The sequence below is a fragment of the Carboxydothermus islandicus genome, from assembly GCF_001950325.1.
GTDB lineage: Bacteria > Bacillota > Z-2901 > Carboxydothermales > Carboxydothermaceae > Carboxydothermus > Carboxydothermus islandicus.
Genome location: NZ_BDJL01000041.1, coordinates 20,287 through 38,585 on the forward strand (window position 1 = coordinate 20,287; position 18,299 = coordinate 38,585).

Sequence of the window (18,299 nt, forward strand, 5' to 3'; positions counted from 1 at the left end):
TGAGGTAATTGAAGCGGGATTATTATGAAGTTTTAGGGGTGGCAAGAAATGCCACCCCTGAAGAAATAAAGAAAGCTTACCGAAAACTTGCGCGCAAATATCACCCGGATGTCAATAAAGACGACCCCAATGCGGCAGAAAAATTTAAGGAAATTAACGAAGCGTACGAAGTGTTATCCGATCCGGAAAAAAGGGCCCGCTATGACCAATTTGGCCATGCGGGAGTTGACGGGAATTTTGCCGGCCAAGGAGGTTTTGGTGGCGGGGCCGGCATTAATTTTGAAGATATTTTTAGCGGTTTTGGCGGTTTTGGCGACTTATTTGACATGGTTTTTGGGAGCGGCAGAAAAGCCCGGCAGGGTCCGGTCCCCGGTGACGATATCGAAGCCGTTTTAGAGCTAACCTTAGAAGAAGCGGTTTTTGGAGGAGAGAAAGAATTAAGGGTTACCCGGACCGAGACCTGCGGTCGCTGCCAAGGCAACGGGGCCGAACCGGGAACGCCGATTATCACCTGTCCCACCTGTCAGGGACGGGGGCAGATCCACCAGGAAGTGAGGACCCTCTTTGGCCGCATGGTAAGAAGTCAGGTCTGCTCTACCTGCCGGGGTGAAGGGAAGATACCGAAAACCCCTTGTCGGGAGTGCGGTGGAAGTGGCTTGGTGCGGAAGACCCGGTCAATAACGGTAAAAATTCCTCCCGGCATTGACCATGGCCATAGGCTTAGAATTGCCGGAGGGGGTGAAGCGGGCCGCTTTGGCGGGCCTCCGGGAGACCTATATGTTTACATTAAAATTAAACCGCACAAGCTGTTTAAGCGGGAAAATATCCACTTAAAATTGGAGAAGGAGATTTCCTTTGTTCAAGCCGCTTTGGGAGCCAAGGTAGAAATACCGACCATCGATGGGGGTACGGAGATTTTGGAAATTCCCGAAGGAACCCAGACGGGTACCGTATTTACCATAAAAGGAAAAGGTGTACCGGTGGTAAATGGCTCCGGACGGGGAAATCTTTACGTAACGGTTAAAGTAGTTACCCCCACCAAACTTACGGAACGGCAAAAGCAGCTTTTACGGGAGTTTGAGGAGATATCCAAACAAAAAGAGGAAACGTTAAAAGAAAAATTTAATAAGTTTAAAAACAAATTTGCGTTATAATTAAAAGAAAAAAGACGGGTGAGGCCTGTGAAATATCTTGAAATTGCGGTGGAAGTGGAAAGTAGCTTTACCGAAACAATAGCCGACCTTTTCTGGGAATTTAATACCGGGGGGGTAAGTATTGAAGACCCCCTTTTGCTTTGGCAGTATATAAACGCTCAGATCTGGGATGCTTATGAATTTCCCGACAGCGTTTTAAAAGCGGAAAGGGCAACGGTACGGGCTTATTTCCCCTTAACGGAAAATATTAACACTCTTTTAAACCAGATTAATGAGAAATTAAAATCCTTAGAAATACCTTTTAACCTTTATTTCCAGGAAGTTGATGAGGAAAGCTGGGCTAATAGCTGGAAAAAATATTTTAAACCGGTTGAAGTAGGGGAGTTTTTAATAAAACCTACCTGGGAAAAGCTACCTTCGGGCAAAGAAGGTAAAAAGATAATAGAAATTGACCCGGGGATGGCTTTTGGAACGGGAACCCACGTTACCACCGCATTGGTTTTAGAGGCCTTACCGAACTACGTTAGCCCGGGCAAAGTAGTGGTGGATGTTGGTACCGGCTCCGGAATCTTAGCAATAGCTTCCGCTTTGCTGGGAGCCGAGAAGATTTATGCCTTAGATATTGATCCGGTGGCAGTAAAGGTTGCCCGGGATAATATTTCCATAAACCGCCTGGAAGACAGGATTACGGTGATAGAAAATGACCTATTACATGGTTTTAACCAGACCGTAGACGTTATCATTGCCAATATTATTGCAGCGGTAATTAAAGAGTTAGCTTTAGATGCTTACGAAAAATTAGCCACCGGTGGAATTTTTATCGGTTCGGGAATTATCTTAGAAAGAGAAAAGGAAGTTATGGATAAACTTCTGGAAGTTGGTTTTAAAATTATTGAAAGAAAAAGCAGTGGTGGTTGGTGTCTTCTGGTTGCCAGAAAGGAGTAGGGTGTGATGCCGTACTTTTTTCTACCCCCTGGGCAGGTCCAGGGGGATTATGCTTATCTTACCGGTGACGATGCTAAACATGTGGCCAGGGTTTTGAGAATAAAGCCCGGGGAAAAACTAACATTACAGGACGACCAGGAGTTTCGCTATCTATGTCAGGTAATAGCGGTAAAAAAAGATTTGGTTCAATTAAAGATTTTGGAGAAAAAAAGGGTTGTAACCATACCTCCGGTGAATGTAACTTTGGTGCAGGGGGTACCAAAGGGCGATAAAATGGATTTTATTGTGCAGAAGGCTACGGAGCTGGGGGTTTATCGGATAATTCCGGTGGAAACCCTCAGGACGGTAGTGGTATTTGATGAGCGCAAGAAAAAGGATCGAGGCGAACGCTGGCAGAAAATTGCTTATGAAGCGGCAAAGCAGGCGGGAGTTAGCCGGGTTCCGGAAGTTTTTCCGGTAATAGATTTAAAGGCCCTGCCGGAATTTATTTCCGATGCTTTAATCTTGGTACCCTATGAAGGCGAGGAGCAAACTTTTTTAAAGCAACTTTTAAATAGAGAGGCGGTAAAAAACGTTACGGTAATAATAGGACCCGAAGGGGGATTTGACCCCGGAGAGATTGAGTATTTAAAAAGTTTTGGGGCGGTCACTGTTAGCTTAGGGCCAAGAATTTTACGTACGGAAACGGCTGCTCTGGCCGTTCTTTCCATGGTTTTATATCAGTGGGGTGACCTTGGAGGAGAAGTAAGGTGAAAAAAGTAGCTTTTTATACCTTAGGTTGTAAAGTAAATCAGTACGAAACCGAAGCTTTAAAAGGAGCTTTTTTAGAAAAAGGGTATGAAATAGTTGACTTTAGCGATTATGCTGATATTTACGTTATAAACACCTGTACCGTTACCCATTTAAGTGACCGTAAATCCCGGCAGATGATCAGGAAGGCGGTGCAAAAAAATCCCCGGGCAGTGGTGGCGGCGGTGGGCTGTTATGCTCAAGTTGCCCCCGAGGAAATTTTAAAAATTCCCGAGGTAACTCTTGTTTTGGGGACCGTTCACAAAAACCGCCTGGTGGAGTTAGTGGAAAAAGTCTTAAGGGAACGGACAAAAATAAATGCGGTGGCCGGTTTTGAAGAGCTCCTGGAATTTGAAGAAATGCCTTTAAAGCTCGCCCCGGGGAAAGCCCGGGCTTTTGTTAAGATTCAGGAAGGGTGTAATAGCTATTGCGCCTACTGTATTATTCCCTATGCCCGGGGGCCCCTTAGAAGCCGCCCCTTGGAGGATGTGGTAGCGGAGGTAAAAACGCTATGTCAGAACGGCTTTTCCGAAATTGTGCTTACGGGAATCCACACGGGAGCTTACGGCCAAGAAAAAAAAGAATTACCCAAACTTGCCGATTTGGTGGCCGAGTTATTTAAAATTCCCGAACTAAAGAGGCTTCGTTTGAGCTCTATTGAACCGCAGGATTTTACCGTGGAATTACTGGAGGTTTTAGCGGATAGCCCTAAATTCTGCCGCCATCTCCACCTCCCCCTGCAAAGTGGTGATGACGATATTTTAAGGGCGATGCGCCGGAAATATACTTCATATGAGTATTTAAGGTTAATTGAAACAATTCGAGAACGGATTCCCGAGATCGCTTTAACTTCTGATGTTATCGTTGGTTTTCCGGGAGAAACCGAAGAGCAGTTTTTAAACAGTTACAATTTAGTAAAAAAGGTTGGTTTTATGGACATTCACGTTTTTAAATACTCCCCGCGAGCGGGTACGCCGGCGGCAAAAATGCCAGATCAGGTACCGGAGCGGGAAAAAGAGCGGAGAAGCCTTTTACTTTTAAATTTAAAAGAGGAACTTTTTAAAAATTATGCATCTAAATTTCTCGGTAAAATTTTAGAGGTTATTCCCGAGGAACGGGATACGGAAGGCTTTTGGGAAGGACATAGCGATAATTATTTAAGAGTCAAGTTTTCGGGCAATAATATAAAGCGGGGAGAAATTTATCCGGTAAAAATTACCGAGATAAAAGAGGACCATGTTAGCGGAGAGTTGATAAATAACTAAAATTTTTCTTGCCAGCAGGAATTTTATAGTGTATTGTAGAATTATCTCCTTTTGTAAGGATTGAATTGTACCTTTCTCCCGAGGGGAGGTGAAGGTATGAGTGACTGTCTCTTCTGCAGGATTGCCCGGAAAGAAATTTCCTCAGCTATTGTGTATGAAGACGAATTAGTGGTGGCTTTTCGCGACATCAATCCGGTGGCACCGGTGCATATATTGATTGTTCCTAAGGTACATCTGGAAAATATAGCGGACTTAGGAGAAGAACACCGGGAGCTTGCTGGACATTTGCTGCTAAAAGCCCGGGAAATTGCTGAAAAAGAAGGAATCAGTGATTCTGGGTATCGTCTGGTCAGCAATTGCAGAAAAGACGGCGGTCAAGAGATTTACCACCTCCATTTCCACTTAATTGGCGGTAGACCGTTAGGTAAATTTGCCTAATTAAGGCGGCAAAGGGGGTGGGGAGGAGGGAGGGATAGAAAGTGGCAGAAGTTAGAGTTGGCAAAAATGAAAGTTTAGATAGCGCTTTAAAGCGGTTTAAAAGATCTTGCCAAAAAGCCGGCTTAATGGCTGAAATGCGCAAAAGAGAACATTACGAAAAACCCAGCGTGAGAAGGAAGAAAAAAGCTCAAGCCAGAAATAAGAAAAAGCGTTATGCTTAAGGTGATCTTATGTTAAACCGCATTGAACAGGATTTAAAAGAGAGTTTAAAACAAAGGGCTACGGTAAGGCTTAATGTTTTACGAATGGTAAAAGCGGCAATTAAAAATGCTGAAATTGAAAAAGGAAGAAGCCTTACCGATGATGAGATTGTTGGAATCATCCAAAAGGAAATTAAATCCCGCAAAGAAGTGCTACCCAACTACGAAAAAGCCGAACGTACCGAGGATGTTGCTAAAATTCAAGAAGAAATAAAAATTCTTGAGAGCTACCTTCCGGCCCAGTTAAGCGAAACGGAGTTAGAGGAAATAATTAAAGTCACCATGGAAGAAGTGGGGGCATCTAAACCTTCGGACATGGGAAAATTAATGCCGGCGGTACTTGCCAAGGTAAAGGGGCGGGCTGACGGTAAGGTAGTTGCGGAGTTAGTGAAAAAGCTTTTGGCCAAATAGCATGAAAACCCTTCCTGCTGCATATATTGATTTAGCAGGGAGGGTTTTTTTATGCCTAAAAAGTGGACAATATTTCCGGGAGAAATTTTTGCCGATTTACCGAAGGTGGTTTTTCTGGGCAATGAGATGGTAATTGTGGAAGGACATAAAGGAATCCAATTTTATTCGCCGGAAGAAATAAAAATCATAAGGTTTAATGAAAAAATAACCCTTGAAGGTAAGAATTTGGAAATCTTTTTAATCACCTCCGAAGAACTGCAAATTACCGGGCAAATTGAGCGGGTATACTTCGAGAGGGGGTGAAATTGATGCTGAAATGGCTGTTCGGTGAAATTCATTTTAAATTTCAGGGTAGGGAAGTTGAGCGTTTTTTAAATTTGGCCTTCAGCCGGCAGGTTGATTTAAGGGAAGTAAAATATACTACGGATGGTCTGACCTTTAAAACTACTTTAAAAAATTTTCGCCAGGTGAAAGCCATAGGGAAAAGGGTGGGAGGAAAAACAAAAGTTATTGCTAAAGAGGGGGTTTGGTTTTGGTGGAAGAAAGCCCTAAAAAGGCCAGGGATAATTGCCGGGCTTTTTTTACTTTTAGGGATAATTTATTTTCTTACCGGTTTTATCTGGTTTATTGAAATTGATGGTTTTTCCGGTAGACAAAGAGAAATTTTAGATATTTTAAAAACCCGGAAGGTTAAACCGTTTGTTAGAAAAAAAGCAGTTGATGAAAAAATGCTAAAACGGGAAATTTTAGCTCAAATACCCGATATGGCCTGGGTGGGAATTGAAAAAAAAGGGGTTAGGCTTATCATCACGGGTAAAATGCGGGAGGAAAGTTACCGGCAAAAATACAAAAAGGCGGATATTGTGGCCAAAAGAGAGGGAATTATTAAAGAAATATTAGTGTTTCGGGGAAGTTTAAGGGTAAAGCCGGGGCAGAAAGTTACCGCGGGGGAGGTACTTATTTCCGGGGTTGATGAACGGGGAGAGCCCATTGTAGCGGAAGGAACGGTAAAGGCGGTTACCTGGTATAAAAAAAAGGTGCGGATGCCTTTAAGAGAAGAACGCTTGGTACCCACCGGACAGGAAAATAGTTTAGTTAAGCTTTATCTCGGGAAAAAAGAAATAACGTTAAAAAAGCCCCCAAAAAACTTTGCGCTGGCTATCATGGTGGAAAAGCGTTATAAATTTTCATTAGGTAAAAGGATAACCATTCCCGTTGAATTATACAAAGTAACCTCTAAAGAAGTTGAAAGAAAGGTTAGAAACCTGACCCTTGAGGAAGGAGAGCAAAAGGCGTATAATTTAGCATTAGAAGAACTTAAAAAAGAAGTGGATATGAAGCAGATAACCAATATGGATAAAACGGTTCGGAGTTTGGGGGATGCAGTGGAAGTAGTGGTGAAAGCTCAGGCGATAGAAGATATCGGTCAAATCTCAGGGATACAGGAGGATTAACCTTGGCGAAAAAAGAACAACGGATGGTGGTAGCTGATAAAGAGTTTTTTCGGGCTTTGTTTGGCAAGTATGATGAAAACTTAAAGCTTATTGAAGAGCTTTTGCCCGTTACCATTAATTTAAGAGAAGGAGAAATTTTAATAACCGGGGAAGAAGATGCGGTAAATAAAGCAGTGGGGTTACTCGAAGATCTGTATAATTATTATCTTGCCGGAAATCCCATCACCACCCGGGAAATTCGTTATGCTTTTTCCACGGAAAAAAGCGGTGTTTTGGGGCTTTTAGGGGAGGAAACGGTTTATATAACTCCCCGGGGTAAAAAAATTAAACCCAAAAGCTTAAGACAGAAAATGTATCTCGAAGCCATTAAAAAGTATGATATAGTCTTTGCCATTGGACCGGCAGGTACGGGAAAAACTTACCTGGCGGTGGTAATGGCAGTATTGGCTTTAAAGCAAAAAGAAGTTGCCCGGATAATCTTAACCCGACCAGCGGTTGAGGCGGGAGAAAAGTTAGGGTTTTTACCGGGGGATTTACAGGAAAAAGTAAATCCCTATTTACGGCCGCTTTACGATAGTTTGTACGATATTTTGGGGTTGGAGACTACCCAGAAATACCTGGAAAAACAAATTATTGAGGTTGCGCCTTTAGCTTACATGCGTGGGCGCACCCTGGATGACGCGTTTATTATCTTAGATGAGGCCCAAAATACGACGCCGGAGCAAATGAAAATGTTTTTAACCCGTCTGGGCTTTGGCTCAAAAGCGGTAATAACCGGGGATACCACCCAGGTGGATTTACCCCGGGGACAGGAATCCGGTCTGGTGGAGGCGGAACAGATCTTAAAGCCAATTAAGGGTATAAACTTTTCTTATTTTACCCGGGAAGACGTAGTAAGGCATCCCTTGGTCCAGGAAATTATTGAGCAGTACGAAAAAGCCCGGAAGATCAAGGACAGGGAGGGAACGGGTCATTCTTAAACTTAAAGCAAAACAAATAATGGAAAGGTTGAAAAACAACCAAAAACTCCTCCGGGGACTGGTGTTTTTTGGTTTTTTTGTAGCCTTTCTCCTTTTAATGTTCCTGGAGTTTATCCCCCATCGGGTAAATCTCCAGGTGGGACAAGTAGCACCGGAAACTATTAAAGCTCCGCGAAGTATAGTTTTTGAAGATAAGGCTAAAACCGAAGAAGCGCGGGAAAAGGCCCGGAGCCAGGTACCAAAGGTTTATCTAATTAATCCCGAAACCAATGCGGCAATTTTAGGGGAAGTAAATAACTTTTTTTTAAATATTGAAAAAATATTGAAGCAAAATATATCGTCCAAACAAAAGGAAAAACAAATTATTGAAGAAATGCCCTTTTCCTTGCCTGCAGGGATGGCTGCGGATTTAACCCGAATTAATCTTGAACGCTGGAGAGCAACCCAGCGGGCGGCAACGGAAATTTTGGGTGAACTGTTAAAAAAGGAGATTACCCCGGAAAATTTTACCGAAATTAAAGGAACCCTTACCGAGAAGGTTAACCGTTATAACTTAAGTTACCCGGAAAAAGAGGTTTTAATTTTAAGTTTAAATTATTTTTTAAGGCCCAATGCAGTATATGATCCGGAAGCCACGGAAAAACTTCGAGACCGCGCTGCCCAGGCGGTGCCCAAAGTTTGGGTTTCAATCAAGCAAAATCAGAAAATTATTGGAGAAGGGGAAATTGTTACTCCCGAACATTTAGCCAAATTAGAAGCTCTGGGGTTACTAAAACCAAAACCTTCCTTTCGCAATTTAATTGGAGCGGTATTTCTTGTATTTTTTACCATGTTGACGCCCCTTTTTTACCTGTACTTGCAGCGGCGGGAGGTTTTTGAAAATTTAAACTTACTGATTTTACTGGGGATAATTTCGTTTTTTATTTTAGCGTTGGCTAAAAGTATTTTAGCAATAAATGTGGGGGCTTTTCCGGAAATGACCCCGCTGGTGGGCTATGCTGTACCTTTAGGTGCAGCAACGATGTTAATTGCCATTTTAATCGATTTTAACTTATCCCTTTTGATGACGGCGCTTTTAGCTTTATTAATTGGTTTTGGTACCGAACTTAGCCTTAAGTTATCCATAGTATCTTTTTTTTCCGGCCTTGCGGGAGGTTTTGGGGTTTCTCATTTAAGCCAGCGCAAGGATTTAGCCCGGGCGGGAGTAAATATCGGTATTGTAGCTTTAATAGCGATTCTTGCTTTGGAACTTATCGATAAGACGCCTTTGGGTACGGCTTTTTTAGCTGCATTGATTTTTGGTCCGATAAATGGGATTTTAGCTGCTATTTTTACCAACGGCTTTTTACCTTATTTAGAAACGACCTTTAAAATTACTTCGGCGGTAACTTTATTAGAATTAGCAACTCCGTCTCATCCCCTTTTAAAGAAGCTTTTAATGGAAGCGCCTGGAACGTACCATCACAGTCTTTTGGTGGGGAATTTAGCGGAAGCGGCGGCGGATAAAGTAAATGCCAATAGCTTGCTGGCCCGGGTAGGGGCCTATTACCATGATATAGGTAAATTAAAGCGACCGTACTTTTTTGTGGAAAATCAATTTGGTAGCGGTAACCCGCACGAAAAACTTAATCCCAATTTAAGCACCTTAATTGTTACCTCCCATGTAAAGGATGGGGTGGAGCTGGCCCGGGAATATAAATTACCCCAAATCGTTATCGATATTATCGAGCAGCACCATGGAACAAGCATTATTAAGTTCTTTTTCCAAAAAGCTATTGATATCAACGGACCGGAGGTAAATGCCGAGGATTTTCGCTATCCAGGTCCCAAACCCAAAACCAAAGAAGCAGCTTTAGTAATGCTGGCCGATTCGGTAGAAGCGGCGGTGCGTTCGTTAAAATCTCCCACTCCCGGGCGGGTTGAGGGGTTGGTCCGAAAAGTAATTAAGGACAAGCTATTGGATGGCCAGCTGGATGAATCAAACTTAACTTTTCAGGATTTACACAACATTGCGCAAGCCTTTGATAAAGTATTATCGGGAATTTTCCATAACCGGGTGGAATATCCGGATATAAACGTGGAATCTCTCAGAAAGGAGAAAAAATCTTGACGGAAATTACCAATCTCCAGGATAAAGTGGATGTGGAGGAAGATTTGTTAAATATAATTACCCAGGCTGTAAGTTTAACATTAAACGAGGAAGGACGCGCCGGGGTAGTAAGCATTGCTCTGGTGGATAATGATTATATCCAGTCTTTAAACCGGGAATACCGCCAAAAGGATGCCCCGACGGATGTTTTATCTTTTCCCCTGGCGGATGATGAAGACGATGAGATTTTGGGGGATGTGGTGATTTCTTTAGAAAAGGCCGCAGAACAGGCAAAGGAATACGGTCACAGTTTTTCAAGGGAAGTAGCGTTTTTAACGGTTCACGGAGTTTTACATTTACTTGGCCATGATCATTACGAAGAAGAAGAAACCCGGATTATGCGGGCAAAGGAAGAAAAAATTTTAAGTGCTCTGGGATTGGAGCGTTGATATGCGGCGAAGCTTGAAAGAAAGCTTTAGTTATGCCTTTTGGGGCTTAATTTACAGTTTACGCACCCAGAGAAATATGAAAATTCACTTTTTAGCGGGCATTGGAGTATTAACCCTTTCTTTATTTTTGCCTTTTAACGGGTATGATTATTTATTTGTCTTTTTTGCCATAGCTTTAGTGATTATAACTGAAATGATTAATACGGCAATTGAAGCGACCGTAGATTTATTTACCAAAGATTATCACCGTCTTGCCAAAATAGCTAAAGACGTAGCAGCAGGAGCGGTCCTTCTGGCAGCGATAAATAGTATCGGGGTCTTTTTTTTGGTAATTATACCGAAAATCAAAGGTTTTTCTTATTTAAATTTCTACCGCATTAAGCTTTATCCCTTTCATTCTTTACTTTTATTAATTGGGCTTTTGTTTTTACTTTATACTTTCATAAGCTATGGCAGGTCGCGAGGAGGGAAGGGACATTTTTAAGAAAGCAGGTAACTATTTTTTAACCGGTCTTGCGGTAATTACGCCGGCAGCTATAACGATTTATATTTTATTTGCTTTGTTTTCCTTTTTTGACCGACCCCTTCGAGGATTTTTTGCACAAATTTTTGGTATTGATATACCCGGCCTTGGACTTTTAACGGTAGCCTTCCTGGTACCGTTCGTGGGCATGCTGGCGACTAATTTTATTGGTAGAAAAATCCTAAAACAGTTTGAACAGTTGTTCATTAAAATACCGGTTACCCGCTCCCTTTACAAAACTTCCAAACAGTTAATTGAAACTTTTTTACATCCGGAACGAAATGCGTTTAAAAGCGTGGTTTTGGTAAGATATCCCAATGAAAATAGTTATGCTTTAGGTTTTGTAACCGGTACCGGATTTAATGAAATAAACGAAAAAACCGGGGAAAAACTCTTACCGGTCTTTTTACCTACAACTCCCAATCCAACTTCGGGCTGGCTTTTATATTTACCTGAAAAGGATGTGATACCATTAAATCTTTCGGTGGAAGACGCGTTAAAAATTATTGTATCCGGCGGGATAGTCCAACCGGAAAGGGGGGAAAGAGATGAGTTATAAATCGGGCTTTGTTTCCATCGTTGGCCGGCCCAATGTTGGCAAATCAACCCTTTTGAACCAGGTGGTCGGAGCAAAAATTGCTATAATGTCCGATAAGCCCCAGACTACCCGGAATAAAATCCGGGCCGTATTGACTTCGGAAAAAGGGCAGATTATCTTTATTGACACTCCTGGGGTGCAAAAGCCCAGAAATAAACTTGGGGAGTTTATGTTAAAGCAGGCTTTAACCAGTTTGGACGAAGTAGATGTTCTTTTATACGTGGTAGAAGCTAATTCCCCCATAGGGCCCCAGGAAAATTATCTCTTAAAGACCTTAGCTGAAGTAAAAACTCCGATAATCTTAGTGGTAAATAAAATTGATGTGGCAAAGATGATTGAGGCCCAAACCCTTGCCGGTCAAATAGAAAGCAAAATAAAAGTTGCCAAAACCTATTACATCTCGGCCCTAAACGGAACGGGAGTTTCGGAATTGGTGGAGGGAATTTTTGAATTGTTACCCGAGGGGCCGCCGTATTACCCGGAAGGCCAGGTAACCGATTATCCGGAACGATTTATCATTGCCGAGTACATTCGGGAGCAAATACTGCATTTAACCCGGGAAGAAATTCCTCACTCGGTGGCAGTAGTGGTGGAAGAAATAAAACCCCGGGAGAACAGCAATACCGTTTACGTTTCGGCGGTAATTTACGTGGAACGGGAGAGCCAAAAAGGAATCATCATTGGAAAAAATGGGCAAATGTTAAAAGAAATTGGGCAAAGAGCTCGACTGGAAATTGAGCGGCTTTTGGGAAGCAACATTTATCTTGATTTATGGGTAAAGGTAAAGGAAGACTGGCGGAATAAAGATGTCTGGATTCGTAATTTTGGTTTTACGGAGTTTGAATAATGATGGGAATGGCGGGTTTAAACCCGCTTATTTTTTGTTTTTGAGAAGTGTAGTACTATAAATTTTTTTTATACCGTGGCTGTTATACAACAAAAACGTGAATTAATGAACAATCCTTAAATCCGAATGAATATTGGGTTTTTATTTTTTAAAATACATTATAACCTTTTTTAAGAACATAATTTTTCCGGAAACAAGTGAAAATTATAACATCAAGAATATATTGAAAATTTAAATTTATATGATAAACTAATAGTCAAGAGGTCAGACCATCATACGGCCGTATGATTAGGTTGGTGACATTTTTTTCAGGAGGGATATGGAGTGACCTGGACGCAAAACTACGACCCGTTTAACAACATTGCGTTATCGGCTCTGGTGGCAGCGATTCCGATTTTCTTCCTGTTCTGGGCGCTGGCCATCAAAAAAATGAAAGGCTATATTGCGGGTCTGTTAACTTTGCTTTTGGCTATTATTGTTGTAGTTTTGGAGTATAAGATGCCGGTAAATCTTGCTTTAATGGCAGCGGTAAACGGTGCTTTATACGGACTTTTTCCTATTGGCTGGATTGTTATTACGGCAGTTTATCTTTATAACCTTACCGTAAAAGCAGGACAATTTGAAATTATTAAGGATTCCATTGCTTCGATTACCGAAGACCGGAGGCTTCAGGCACTTTTGATTGCTTTTTCCTTTGGAGCGTTTTTAGAGGGGGCCGCTGGCTTTGGTACTCCGGTGGCTATTACCGCCGCAATGCTCGTGGGTCTTGGTTTTAACCCCTTGTATGCTGCAGGAATTTGCTTAATCGCCAATACTGCTCCGGTAGCTTTTGGGGGAATTGGTATTCCGATTATTGTGGCCGGACAGGTTACGGGAATTGACGCTATGGCGATTAGTAAAATGGTAGGCCGGCAGTTACCTATCTTATCGGTACTTATACCAGCCTGGTTAGTATTTATTATGTCCGGCTGGAAAGGACTTGTCGAGGTATTACCAGCGGTGCTGGTTACCGGTATTTCCTTTGCTGTTGCCCAGTGGTTTTCAGCAAACTACCTTTCACCGATGCTCCCGGATATAATTTCTTCCCTTGTTTCAATCATCGCTTTGGTCTTATTCTTAAAGGTTTGGAAGCCCAAAAATGTCTGGCGGTTTGCCAACGAACCTCCGGCAACCTTGCAGGTAAGGAAGCACTCGACAGGGGCTATTTTAAAAGCCTGGTCGCCATTTATTGTATTAACGATTTTAGTGGGCGACTGGGGGTTAAATCAGGTAAAAAATGTGTTAGACCTTGTTACCATTAAGTTTCATGTTCCCGGCCTTGACGGATTAATTTATAAGCCCGGTGCGGACAAAGCCATGGAAGCGATCTTTAAATTTAACTGGCTTTCAGCAGCCGGGACGGCGATTTTAATTTCAGCGATTATTACCATCTTGATTTTAAGAATTAGTCTTAAAGACGCAATTGCTGTTTTTAAAGAAACGTTAGCAAGCTTGAAGTTCCCGCTGATCAATATTGCAGCGGTATTGGGTTTTGCTTATGTTGCTAACTTCTCCGGGATGAGCCAAACGCTGGGTTTATCGCTGACCTTTACCGGCAAAGCCTTTGCTTTCCTTTCCCCAATGCTTGGCTGGCTGGGGGTATTTATAACCGGCTCGGATACATCGGCTAATGCTCTTTTCGGTAAATTGCAGGCCGCTTCAGCGGAAAAGTTAGGCATTGATCCGGTCTTAACTGTTGCCGCTAACTCTTCCGGTGGAGTTACCGGTAAGATGATATCGCCTCAGAGTATTGCTGTGGCAACGGCATCGGTGGGCCTGGTGGGTAAAGAAGCGGAGCTTTTCCGGTTTACCGTGCTGCATAGCTTCTTGTTTGCTATTGTGGTAGGTATCATAACTTATCTCCAGGCGTATTATCTAAAAAGCTGGATTCCGGTCTACAAAATGATTGAAAGTGCTGGAGTGGCGGCTAAAGCTCCGGTAGAAACCGGTCCAGGACTTACCATTCTCGGGATTACCGCAGTGGTAATTTTAGCCCTCTGGGGCTTAGTTGCAGCCCTTAATAAAAAATAAACGAGCATAAAACTAAGCGGGGGGAGCTATTCCCCCCGGATAGTTTTGAGGAGGTTTTTTAAAGTGGAAGCACTGGCGAAGCTACAAAAAATTCTTGGTTCCGGGAAAATAAAAACGCAACCGGAGGAGCTTTTTGTTTACGGTTATGACGCTACGGCGGGGTTAAAGAATCAAATGCCATTAGCGGTGGTATTTCCTGAAAGCGCCGGGGAGGTAGTTGAGATTGTCAAATGGGCCAACGAATATAAAATTCCCCTTTATCCCCGGGGTTCGGGGACTAATTTAAGCGGTGGAACCATTCCGGCGGCAAACGGGGTAGTGGTAGAGTTAAATCGGCTGAATAAAATCTTAGAGATTGATCTGGATAACCTTACGGCTACGGTGGAGCCGGGGGTAATTATCAACGACTTAAACGAAGCGGTAAAACCGTATGGATTGATTTACCCTCCTGATCCGGGAACGGTTGCTACCGCTACTATGGGCGGTTCGGTGGCCGAATGTTCCGGAGGACTTCGGGGTTTAAAATACGGAGTAACCAAGCATTATATTATGGGAGTCGAAGCGGTAATTGGTACCGGGGAACTTTTAAAATTTGGCGGTAAGACCGTGAAAAATGTTACCGGCTACGATCTACCGGCGTTAATGGTGGGTAGTGAAGGCACCTTAGGAATTATTACGAAAATTATTGTAAAGCTTATTCCAGCACCGAAAGCCAAAAAAAGCTTCTTAGCGGTATTCAACAGTATTGACGATGCTGGCAACGCCATTGCTGAAATTATTAAAAACCGGGTTATTCCGGCAACTTTAGAAATAATGGACCAAACTACTATCCGGACGGTAGAAAAATTTAAAAAAATTGGCCTGCCGGTAAATGCCCAGGCGATTTTACTGGTGGAAACCGATGGCTATCCCGAACAGGTGGAAATGGAAGCTAAGATTATTCGGCAGGTCCTGGAAAAAAATCGGGGAGAAGTATCTGAGGCCCAAAATGAGGAAGAGCGGGAAAAACTCTGGGAAGCTCGGAGAGCGGCATTACCGGCCTTAGCTCAGGTAAGTCCCACCACCGTTTTGGAAGATGCCACAGTTCCCCGGAGTCAAGTTCCGGCTATGTTAAAGAAGTTAAAGGAAATTGGTGAAAAATATAATCTTACCATTGGAACTTTTGGTCATGCGGGCGATGGGAACCTCCACCCTACAATCCTGACCGACGAAACTAACCGGGAAGAATGGCAACGGGTGGAAAAAGCTGTGGAAGAAATCTTTAAAGCGGCGTTAGAACTTGGAGGAACGCTTTCCGGTGAACACGGCATTGGCATGGCGAAAAACCGTTTCCTTCCCTGGGAAATGGGGGAAGCGGGGGTTAATCTTTTAAAACGCTTAAAACTCGCCTTTGACCCCAATAATATCTTAAACCCCGGGAAAATGGCGTAGGGGGGAAGGTTTGTGACCGAGATTAAACAGGAGTTTTTAAAATGTATGCGTTGCGGCAATTGCCAGGCCGTCTGTCCTATTTATAAGGAAACAAAAATGGAAGCGGAAGTAGCCCGGGGCAAGATTCAGCTTATCAAAGGGGTTACCGAAGGGGTATTGAAACCTACCGAATACCTGGCGGAAAAAATTGCTACCTGTCTCACCTGTCTTGCCTGTCAGGAAAACTGCCCCAGCGGGGTTAATTATGAGAAAATTCTCTTATATGGAAGGGACTATTTAGCCAAAGAAAATGGTTTACCGCCGGTGAAAAAAGCAATTTTTAAAGTTTTACGGAAACCCAAGCTTTTTAACTTTGGGCTTAAAATGGCTTCCCGCTTTCAAGGTCTTGCCCTGAAGAAGGTTAAAGGACGTCCTGGGCGAAAACTTCGGTTTGGGCTCATCGAAGATTATGAAAACCGGTTGTTACCCGAATTTTCCAAGGAAACTTTAGTGGAAAAGGCCAGGTCTAAACAAATTCCGGGAAAAGAAAAGCTTTTGTATTTCCCCGGCTGTATGATCAATAACGTTTATGTTAACGTTGGGGAAGCAGTAATAGAGGTTTTACAGCACAACGGAGCCCAAGTAATAGTACCGGAAAAGCAAAGCTGCTGCGGAACTCCGGCAAGGGTGCATGGGGATATAGAGTCGGCCAAGAGCTTAGGGCGATATGTGATAGACACCTATCTTGCGGTGGATGCCGATTACGTTATAACCAGCTGTTCTACCTGTGGGGTAACTTTACGACAGGGGTATGTTGAACTTTTTATCGATGAGCCGGAATACCTGGAAAAGGCCAAAAAGCTTGCCGAAAAGACCCGGGACATAAATGAATATCTGGTGGAAAAAGGTTTTATAAAACCCAAGAAATTAAATTTAAAAGTAACTTACCACGATCCCTGCCACTTAAACCGCAAGCTTAAAGTAAATAAACAACCCCGGGAAATACTAAAAGCACTTGCGGGGGAAAACTTCGGGGAAATGAAAAAGCCTGCTGCCTGTTGCGGCGGGGCCGGTTCTTTTTCCCTGACCCATTATCCACTCTCGAAAGCTATTGGTAAGAAAAAAGCTTTAGATATCATTGAAACCGGTGCAGAAGTAGTGGCTACCTCCTGTCCTGGCTGCATGCTTCAGTTAAATGATGCTTTGGCTAAAGAAGGTTCGAATATTAAGGTCGTACATGTGGCAGAACTTCTGGCGGAAGGTTATAAATAAAATTAATTCACCCCTTAGAAGGATTTAACGGAAAAAGGGAGAAAATATAAAGGCAAAAATTACTTTTGCCGGAGGTTTCGCATGAATTTTCAGCAGATAAAAACCAAAAAAATTTACGAAGAAATAATCGAGCAAATCAGGTCGTTAATTGCCCGGGGTGAATTAAAGCCAGGGGATAAACTTCCGTCAGAAAGAGAACTTGCCGAAAGCCTTGGGGTCAGTAGAGCTTCTGTTAGAGAGGCATTAAGTGCCTTAGAAGTATTGGGAGTGTTAGAAGTAAGACCGGGGGAAGGTACTTTTGTCCGGGAAGTGGCTTTGGATAAATCCTTTCAGCCGCTTACATTGTTGCTCCTTTTAGATACAACGTTAGAAGTTTTGGAGGTTAGAAAAATTTTGGAGACTGGTGCGGTAGTGTTGGCAACGGAACGGGCTACCGATGAAGATATAAAACGCTTAGAAGATGCCGTATTAAAAATGGAAAAAGATTTAAAGCAGGGGGATTTAGGGGATGAGGCTGATTTTATGTTTCATTACGGATTGGCTCTTGCTACCCATAATTCCCTTTTGGTACGTCTGATTAATTCCATTGCCGATACCATGCGCCAGTCTTTAAAAATAAACCGACAGCGGCTTTTTAGAACTCCGGGCATGCCTGAGACTTTTTATAAATACCATAAAGAAATCTTAGAGGCGATAAAAAAACGGGATAAAATTAGAGCGCAAAAAATTTTGGAAGAACACTTAACAGTAGCTGAACAAAAATTGTTGGAAGAGTAATGGATTGAAAATAGTTTGATTTTAAAAAAGGGAAAATATAAAATCTAAGGTCAGACCATCAGGACATAATACCTAAGGTGGTGATTGGGTGTTAAAGGAAAAGTTTATTACGGAGCTTACTGCTGTGAGTGGCGAAGTTATTCGCTGTACAACCAATGAACAGTTAATTGACAGTTTGGCGGGGGTACTGGCCGGTCTTGGGGTCCGGAAAGTGATGTACTATCCCCATCCGCAAATTGAGGGGCTTTTAGAAAATTTAAGGGAAAAAGTGGCGGTAGAACTTCTTAACGAAGATTACCCTAAGCCGGAAGAGGTGGAAGTAGGACTTACCGGTGCGGATTTAGCTGTAGCCGAGTCCGGTTCGCTGGTGTTGGTGGCGGAGGATCCAAAACTTCGAAAAATGACCACTTTACCTCCGGTGCACATTGTAGTTTTAAAAGAAAGTCAAATTGTGGAAAAATACGAAGATGTATTTGAACATTATGCTGGAAAGTTACCGGGATACTTAAACTTTATTACCGGACCTTCCAGAACCGCCGATATTGAAAGGGTTTTAACCATCGGGGTT

At 42.8% G+C, this 18,299-nt stretch carries 20 protein-coding genes; all 20 read left to right on the plus strand.

Annotation, left to right across the window (positions count from 1 at the left end; genetic code table 11):
- Positions 1-8 precede the first annotated feature (8 nt).
- Entirely contained in the window at positions 9-1,154 is a 1,146-nt protein-coding gene (gene dnaJ, locus ciss_RS07300) for a molecular chaperone DnaJ (RefSeq protein ID WP_075865628.1), read from the plus strand.
- 27 nt (positions 1,155-1,181) lie between these two features.
- On the plus strand, positions 1,182-2,099 hold the full coding sequence (gene prmA / locus ciss_RS07305; protein WP_075865629.1) for a 50S ribosomal protein L11 methyltransferase: 918 nt from the start codon (positions 1,182-1,184) through the stop codon (positions 2,097-2,099).
- A gap of 6 nt (positions 2,100-2,105) precedes the next feature.
- The gene (locus ciss_RS07310; protein WP_075865630.1) at positions 2,106-2,852 is read left to right on the plus strand and encodes a 16S rRNA (uracil(1498)-N(3))-methyltransferase; all 747 of its coding nucleotides are present in this window, start codon (positions 2,106-2,108) and stop codon (positions 2,850-2,852) included.
- Complete coding sequence (mtaB, locus tag ciss_RS07315) at positions 2,849-4,153, plus strand: tRNA (N(6)-L-threonylcarbamoyladenosine(37)-C(2))-methylthiotransferase MtaB (protein ID WP_075865631.1); 1,305 nt, start codon at positions 2,849-2,851, stop codon at positions 4,151-4,153. Before ciss_RS07310 ends, mtaB begins: the two co-directional genes overlap by 4 nt.
- A 96-nt stretch (positions 4,154-4,249) precedes the next feature.
- On the plus strand, positions 4,250-4,591 hold the full coding sequence (locus ciss_RS07320; RefSeq protein ID WP_075865632.1) for a histidine triad nucleotide-binding protein: 342 nt from the start codon (positions 4,250-4,252) through the stop codon (positions 4,589-4,591).
- Between the two features lie 41 nt (positions 4,592-4,632).
- A complete protein-coding gene (gene rpsU / locus ciss_RS07325; RefSeq protein WP_075865633.1) occupies positions 4,633-4,812 on the plus strand; it encodes a 30S ribosomal protein S21 in 180 nt (59 codons plus the stop codon).
- 9 nt (positions 4,813-4,821) lie between these two features.
- A complete protein-coding gene (locus tag ciss_RS07330) occupies positions 4,822-5,262 on the plus strand; it encodes a GatB/YqeY domain-containing protein (protein WP_075865634.1) in 441 nt (146 codons plus the stop codon).
- Between the two features lie 51 nt (positions 5,263-5,313).
- Positions 5,314-5,565 (plus strand): sporulation protein YqfC, encoded by a 252-nt coding sequence (gene yqfC / locus ciss_RS07335; protein WP_075865635.1) that lies wholly within the window; start codon positions 5,314-5,316, stop codon positions 5,563-5,565.
- A 5-nt stretch (positions 5,566-5,570) separates the two neighbouring features.
- Positions 5,571-6,716: a sporulation protein YqfD gene (gene yqfD / locus ciss_RS07340; protein WP_075865636.1), complete on the plus strand. Its 1,146-nt coding sequence runs from the start codon at positions 5,571-5,573 to the stop codon at positions 6,714-6,716.
- 23 nt (positions 6,717-6,739) lie between these two features.
- Positions 6,740-7,696, plus strand: coding sequence for a PhoH family protein (locus tag ciss_RS07345; protein WP_075865667.1), 957 nt, complete (start codon positions 6,740-6,742; stop codon positions 7,694-7,696).
- A 19-nt stretch (positions 7,697-7,715) separates the two neighbouring features.
- The gene (locus tag ciss_RS07350) at positions 7,716-9,806 is read left to right on the plus strand and encodes an HD family phosphohydrolase (RefSeq protein WP_075865637.1); all 2,091 of its coding nucleotides are present in this window, start codon (positions 7,716-7,718) and stop codon (positions 9,804-9,806) included.
- Positions 9,803-10,234, plus strand: coding sequence for an rRNA maturation RNase YbeY (gene ybeY, locus ciss_RS07355; protein ID WP_075865638.1), 432 nt, complete (start codon positions 9,803-9,805; stop codon positions 10,232-10,234). Before ciss_RS07350 ends, ybeY begins: the two co-directional genes overlap by 4 nt.
- A gap of 1 nt (position 10,235) precedes the next feature.
- Positions 10,236-10,718: a diacylglycerol kinase family protein gene (locus ciss_RS07360; protein WP_075865639.1), complete on the plus strand. Its 483-nt coding sequence runs from the start codon at positions 10,236-10,238 to the stop codon at positions 10,716-10,718.
- Positions 10,684-11,316: a DUF502 domain-containing protein gene (locus ciss_RS07365; RefSeq protein ID WP_075865640.1), complete on the plus strand. Its 633-nt coding sequence runs from the start codon at positions 10,684-10,686 to the stop codon at positions 11,314-11,316. The genes ciss_RS07360 and ciss_RS07365 overlap by 35 nt, the downstream gene beginning before the upstream one ends.
- Positions 11,306-12,202: a GTPase Era gene (gene era / locus ciss_RS07370; protein WP_075865641.1), complete on the plus strand. Its 897-nt coding sequence runs from the start codon at positions 11,306-11,308 to the stop codon at positions 12,200-12,202. The genes ciss_RS07365 and era overlap by 11 nt, the downstream gene beginning before the upstream one ends.
- Positions 12,203-12,526: 324 nt before the next feature.
- Positions 12,527-14,272, plus strand: a complete 1,746-nt coding sequence (locus tag ciss_RS07375; RefSeq protein WP_075865642.1) for an L-lactate permease — start codon at positions 12,527-12,529, stop codon at positions 14,270-14,272.
- A 63-nt stretch (positions 14,273-14,335) separates the two neighbouring features.
- Positions 14,336-15,703: an FAD-binding oxidoreductase gene (locus ciss_RS07380; RefSeq protein ID WP_235837269.1), complete on the plus strand. Its 1,368-nt coding sequence runs from the start codon at positions 14,336-14,338 to the stop codon at positions 15,701-15,703.
- Positions 15,704-15,715: 12 nt separating this feature from the next.
- Entirely contained in the window at positions 15,716-16,954 is a 1,239-nt protein-coding gene (locus tag ciss_RS07385; RefSeq protein WP_077177502.1) for a (Fe-S)-binding protein, read from the plus strand.
- 81 nt (positions 16,955-17,035) lie between these two features.
- Entirely contained in the window at positions 17,036-17,731 is a 696-nt protein-coding gene (locus tag ciss_RS13560) for a FadR/GntR family transcriptional regulator (protein WP_075865644.1), read from the plus strand.
- 88 nt (positions 17,732-17,819) lie between these two features.
- A partial coding sequence (locus ciss_RS13320) for a LutC/YkgG family protein (RefSeq protein WP_075865645.1) occupies positions 17,820-18,299 on the plus strand: 480 nt, incomplete at its 3' end.

Excerpts from the sequence above, each read along its gene's own strand:
- ciss_RS07310 (WP_075865630.1), top strand. The coding sequence starts at position 2,106 with ATGCCGTACTTTTTTCTACCCCCTGGGCAGGTCCAGGGGGATTATGCT.
- yqfC (WP_075865635.1), top strand. The coding sequence starts at position 5,314 with ATGCCTAAAAAGTGGACAATATTTCCGGGAGAAATTTTTGCCGATTTA.
- ciss_RS13560 (WP_075865644.1), top strand. The coding sequence starts at position 17,036 with ATGAATTTTCAGCAGATAAAAACCAAAAAAATTTACGAAGAAATAATC.
- yqfD (WP_075865636.1), top strand. The coding sequence starts at position 5,571 with ATGCTGAAATGGCTGTTCGGTGAAATTCATTTTAAATTTCAGGGTAGG.
- era (WP_075865641.1), top strand. The coding sequence starts at position 11,306 with ATGAGTTATAAATCGGGCTTTGTTTCCATCGTTGGCCGGCCCAATGTT.
- ciss_RS07360 (WP_075865639.1), top strand. The coding sequence starts at position 10,236 with ATGCGGCGAAGCTTGAAAGAAAGCTTTAGTTATGCCTTTTGGGGCTTA.
- ciss_RS07320 (WP_075865632.1), top strand. The coding sequence starts at position 4,250 with ATGAGTGACTGTCTCTTCTGCAGGATTGCCCGGAAAGAAATTTCCTCA.
- ciss_RS07365 (WP_075865640.1), top strand. The coding sequence starts at position 10,684 with ATGGCAGGTCGCGAGGAGGGAAGGGACATTTTTAAGAAAGCAGGTAAC.
- ciss_RS07350 (WP_075865637.1), top strand. The coding sequence starts at position 7,716 with ATGGAAAGGTTGAAAAACAACCAAAAACTCCTCCGGGGACTGGTGTTT.
- ciss_RS07345 (WP_075865667.1), top strand. The coding sequence starts at position 6,740 with ATGGTGGTAGCTGATAAAGAGTTTTTTCGGGCTTTGTTTGGCAAGTAT.
- ciss_RS07330 (WP_075865634.1), top strand. The coding sequence starts at position 4,822 with ATGTTAAACCGCATTGAACAGGATTTAAAAGAGAGTTTAAAACAAAGG.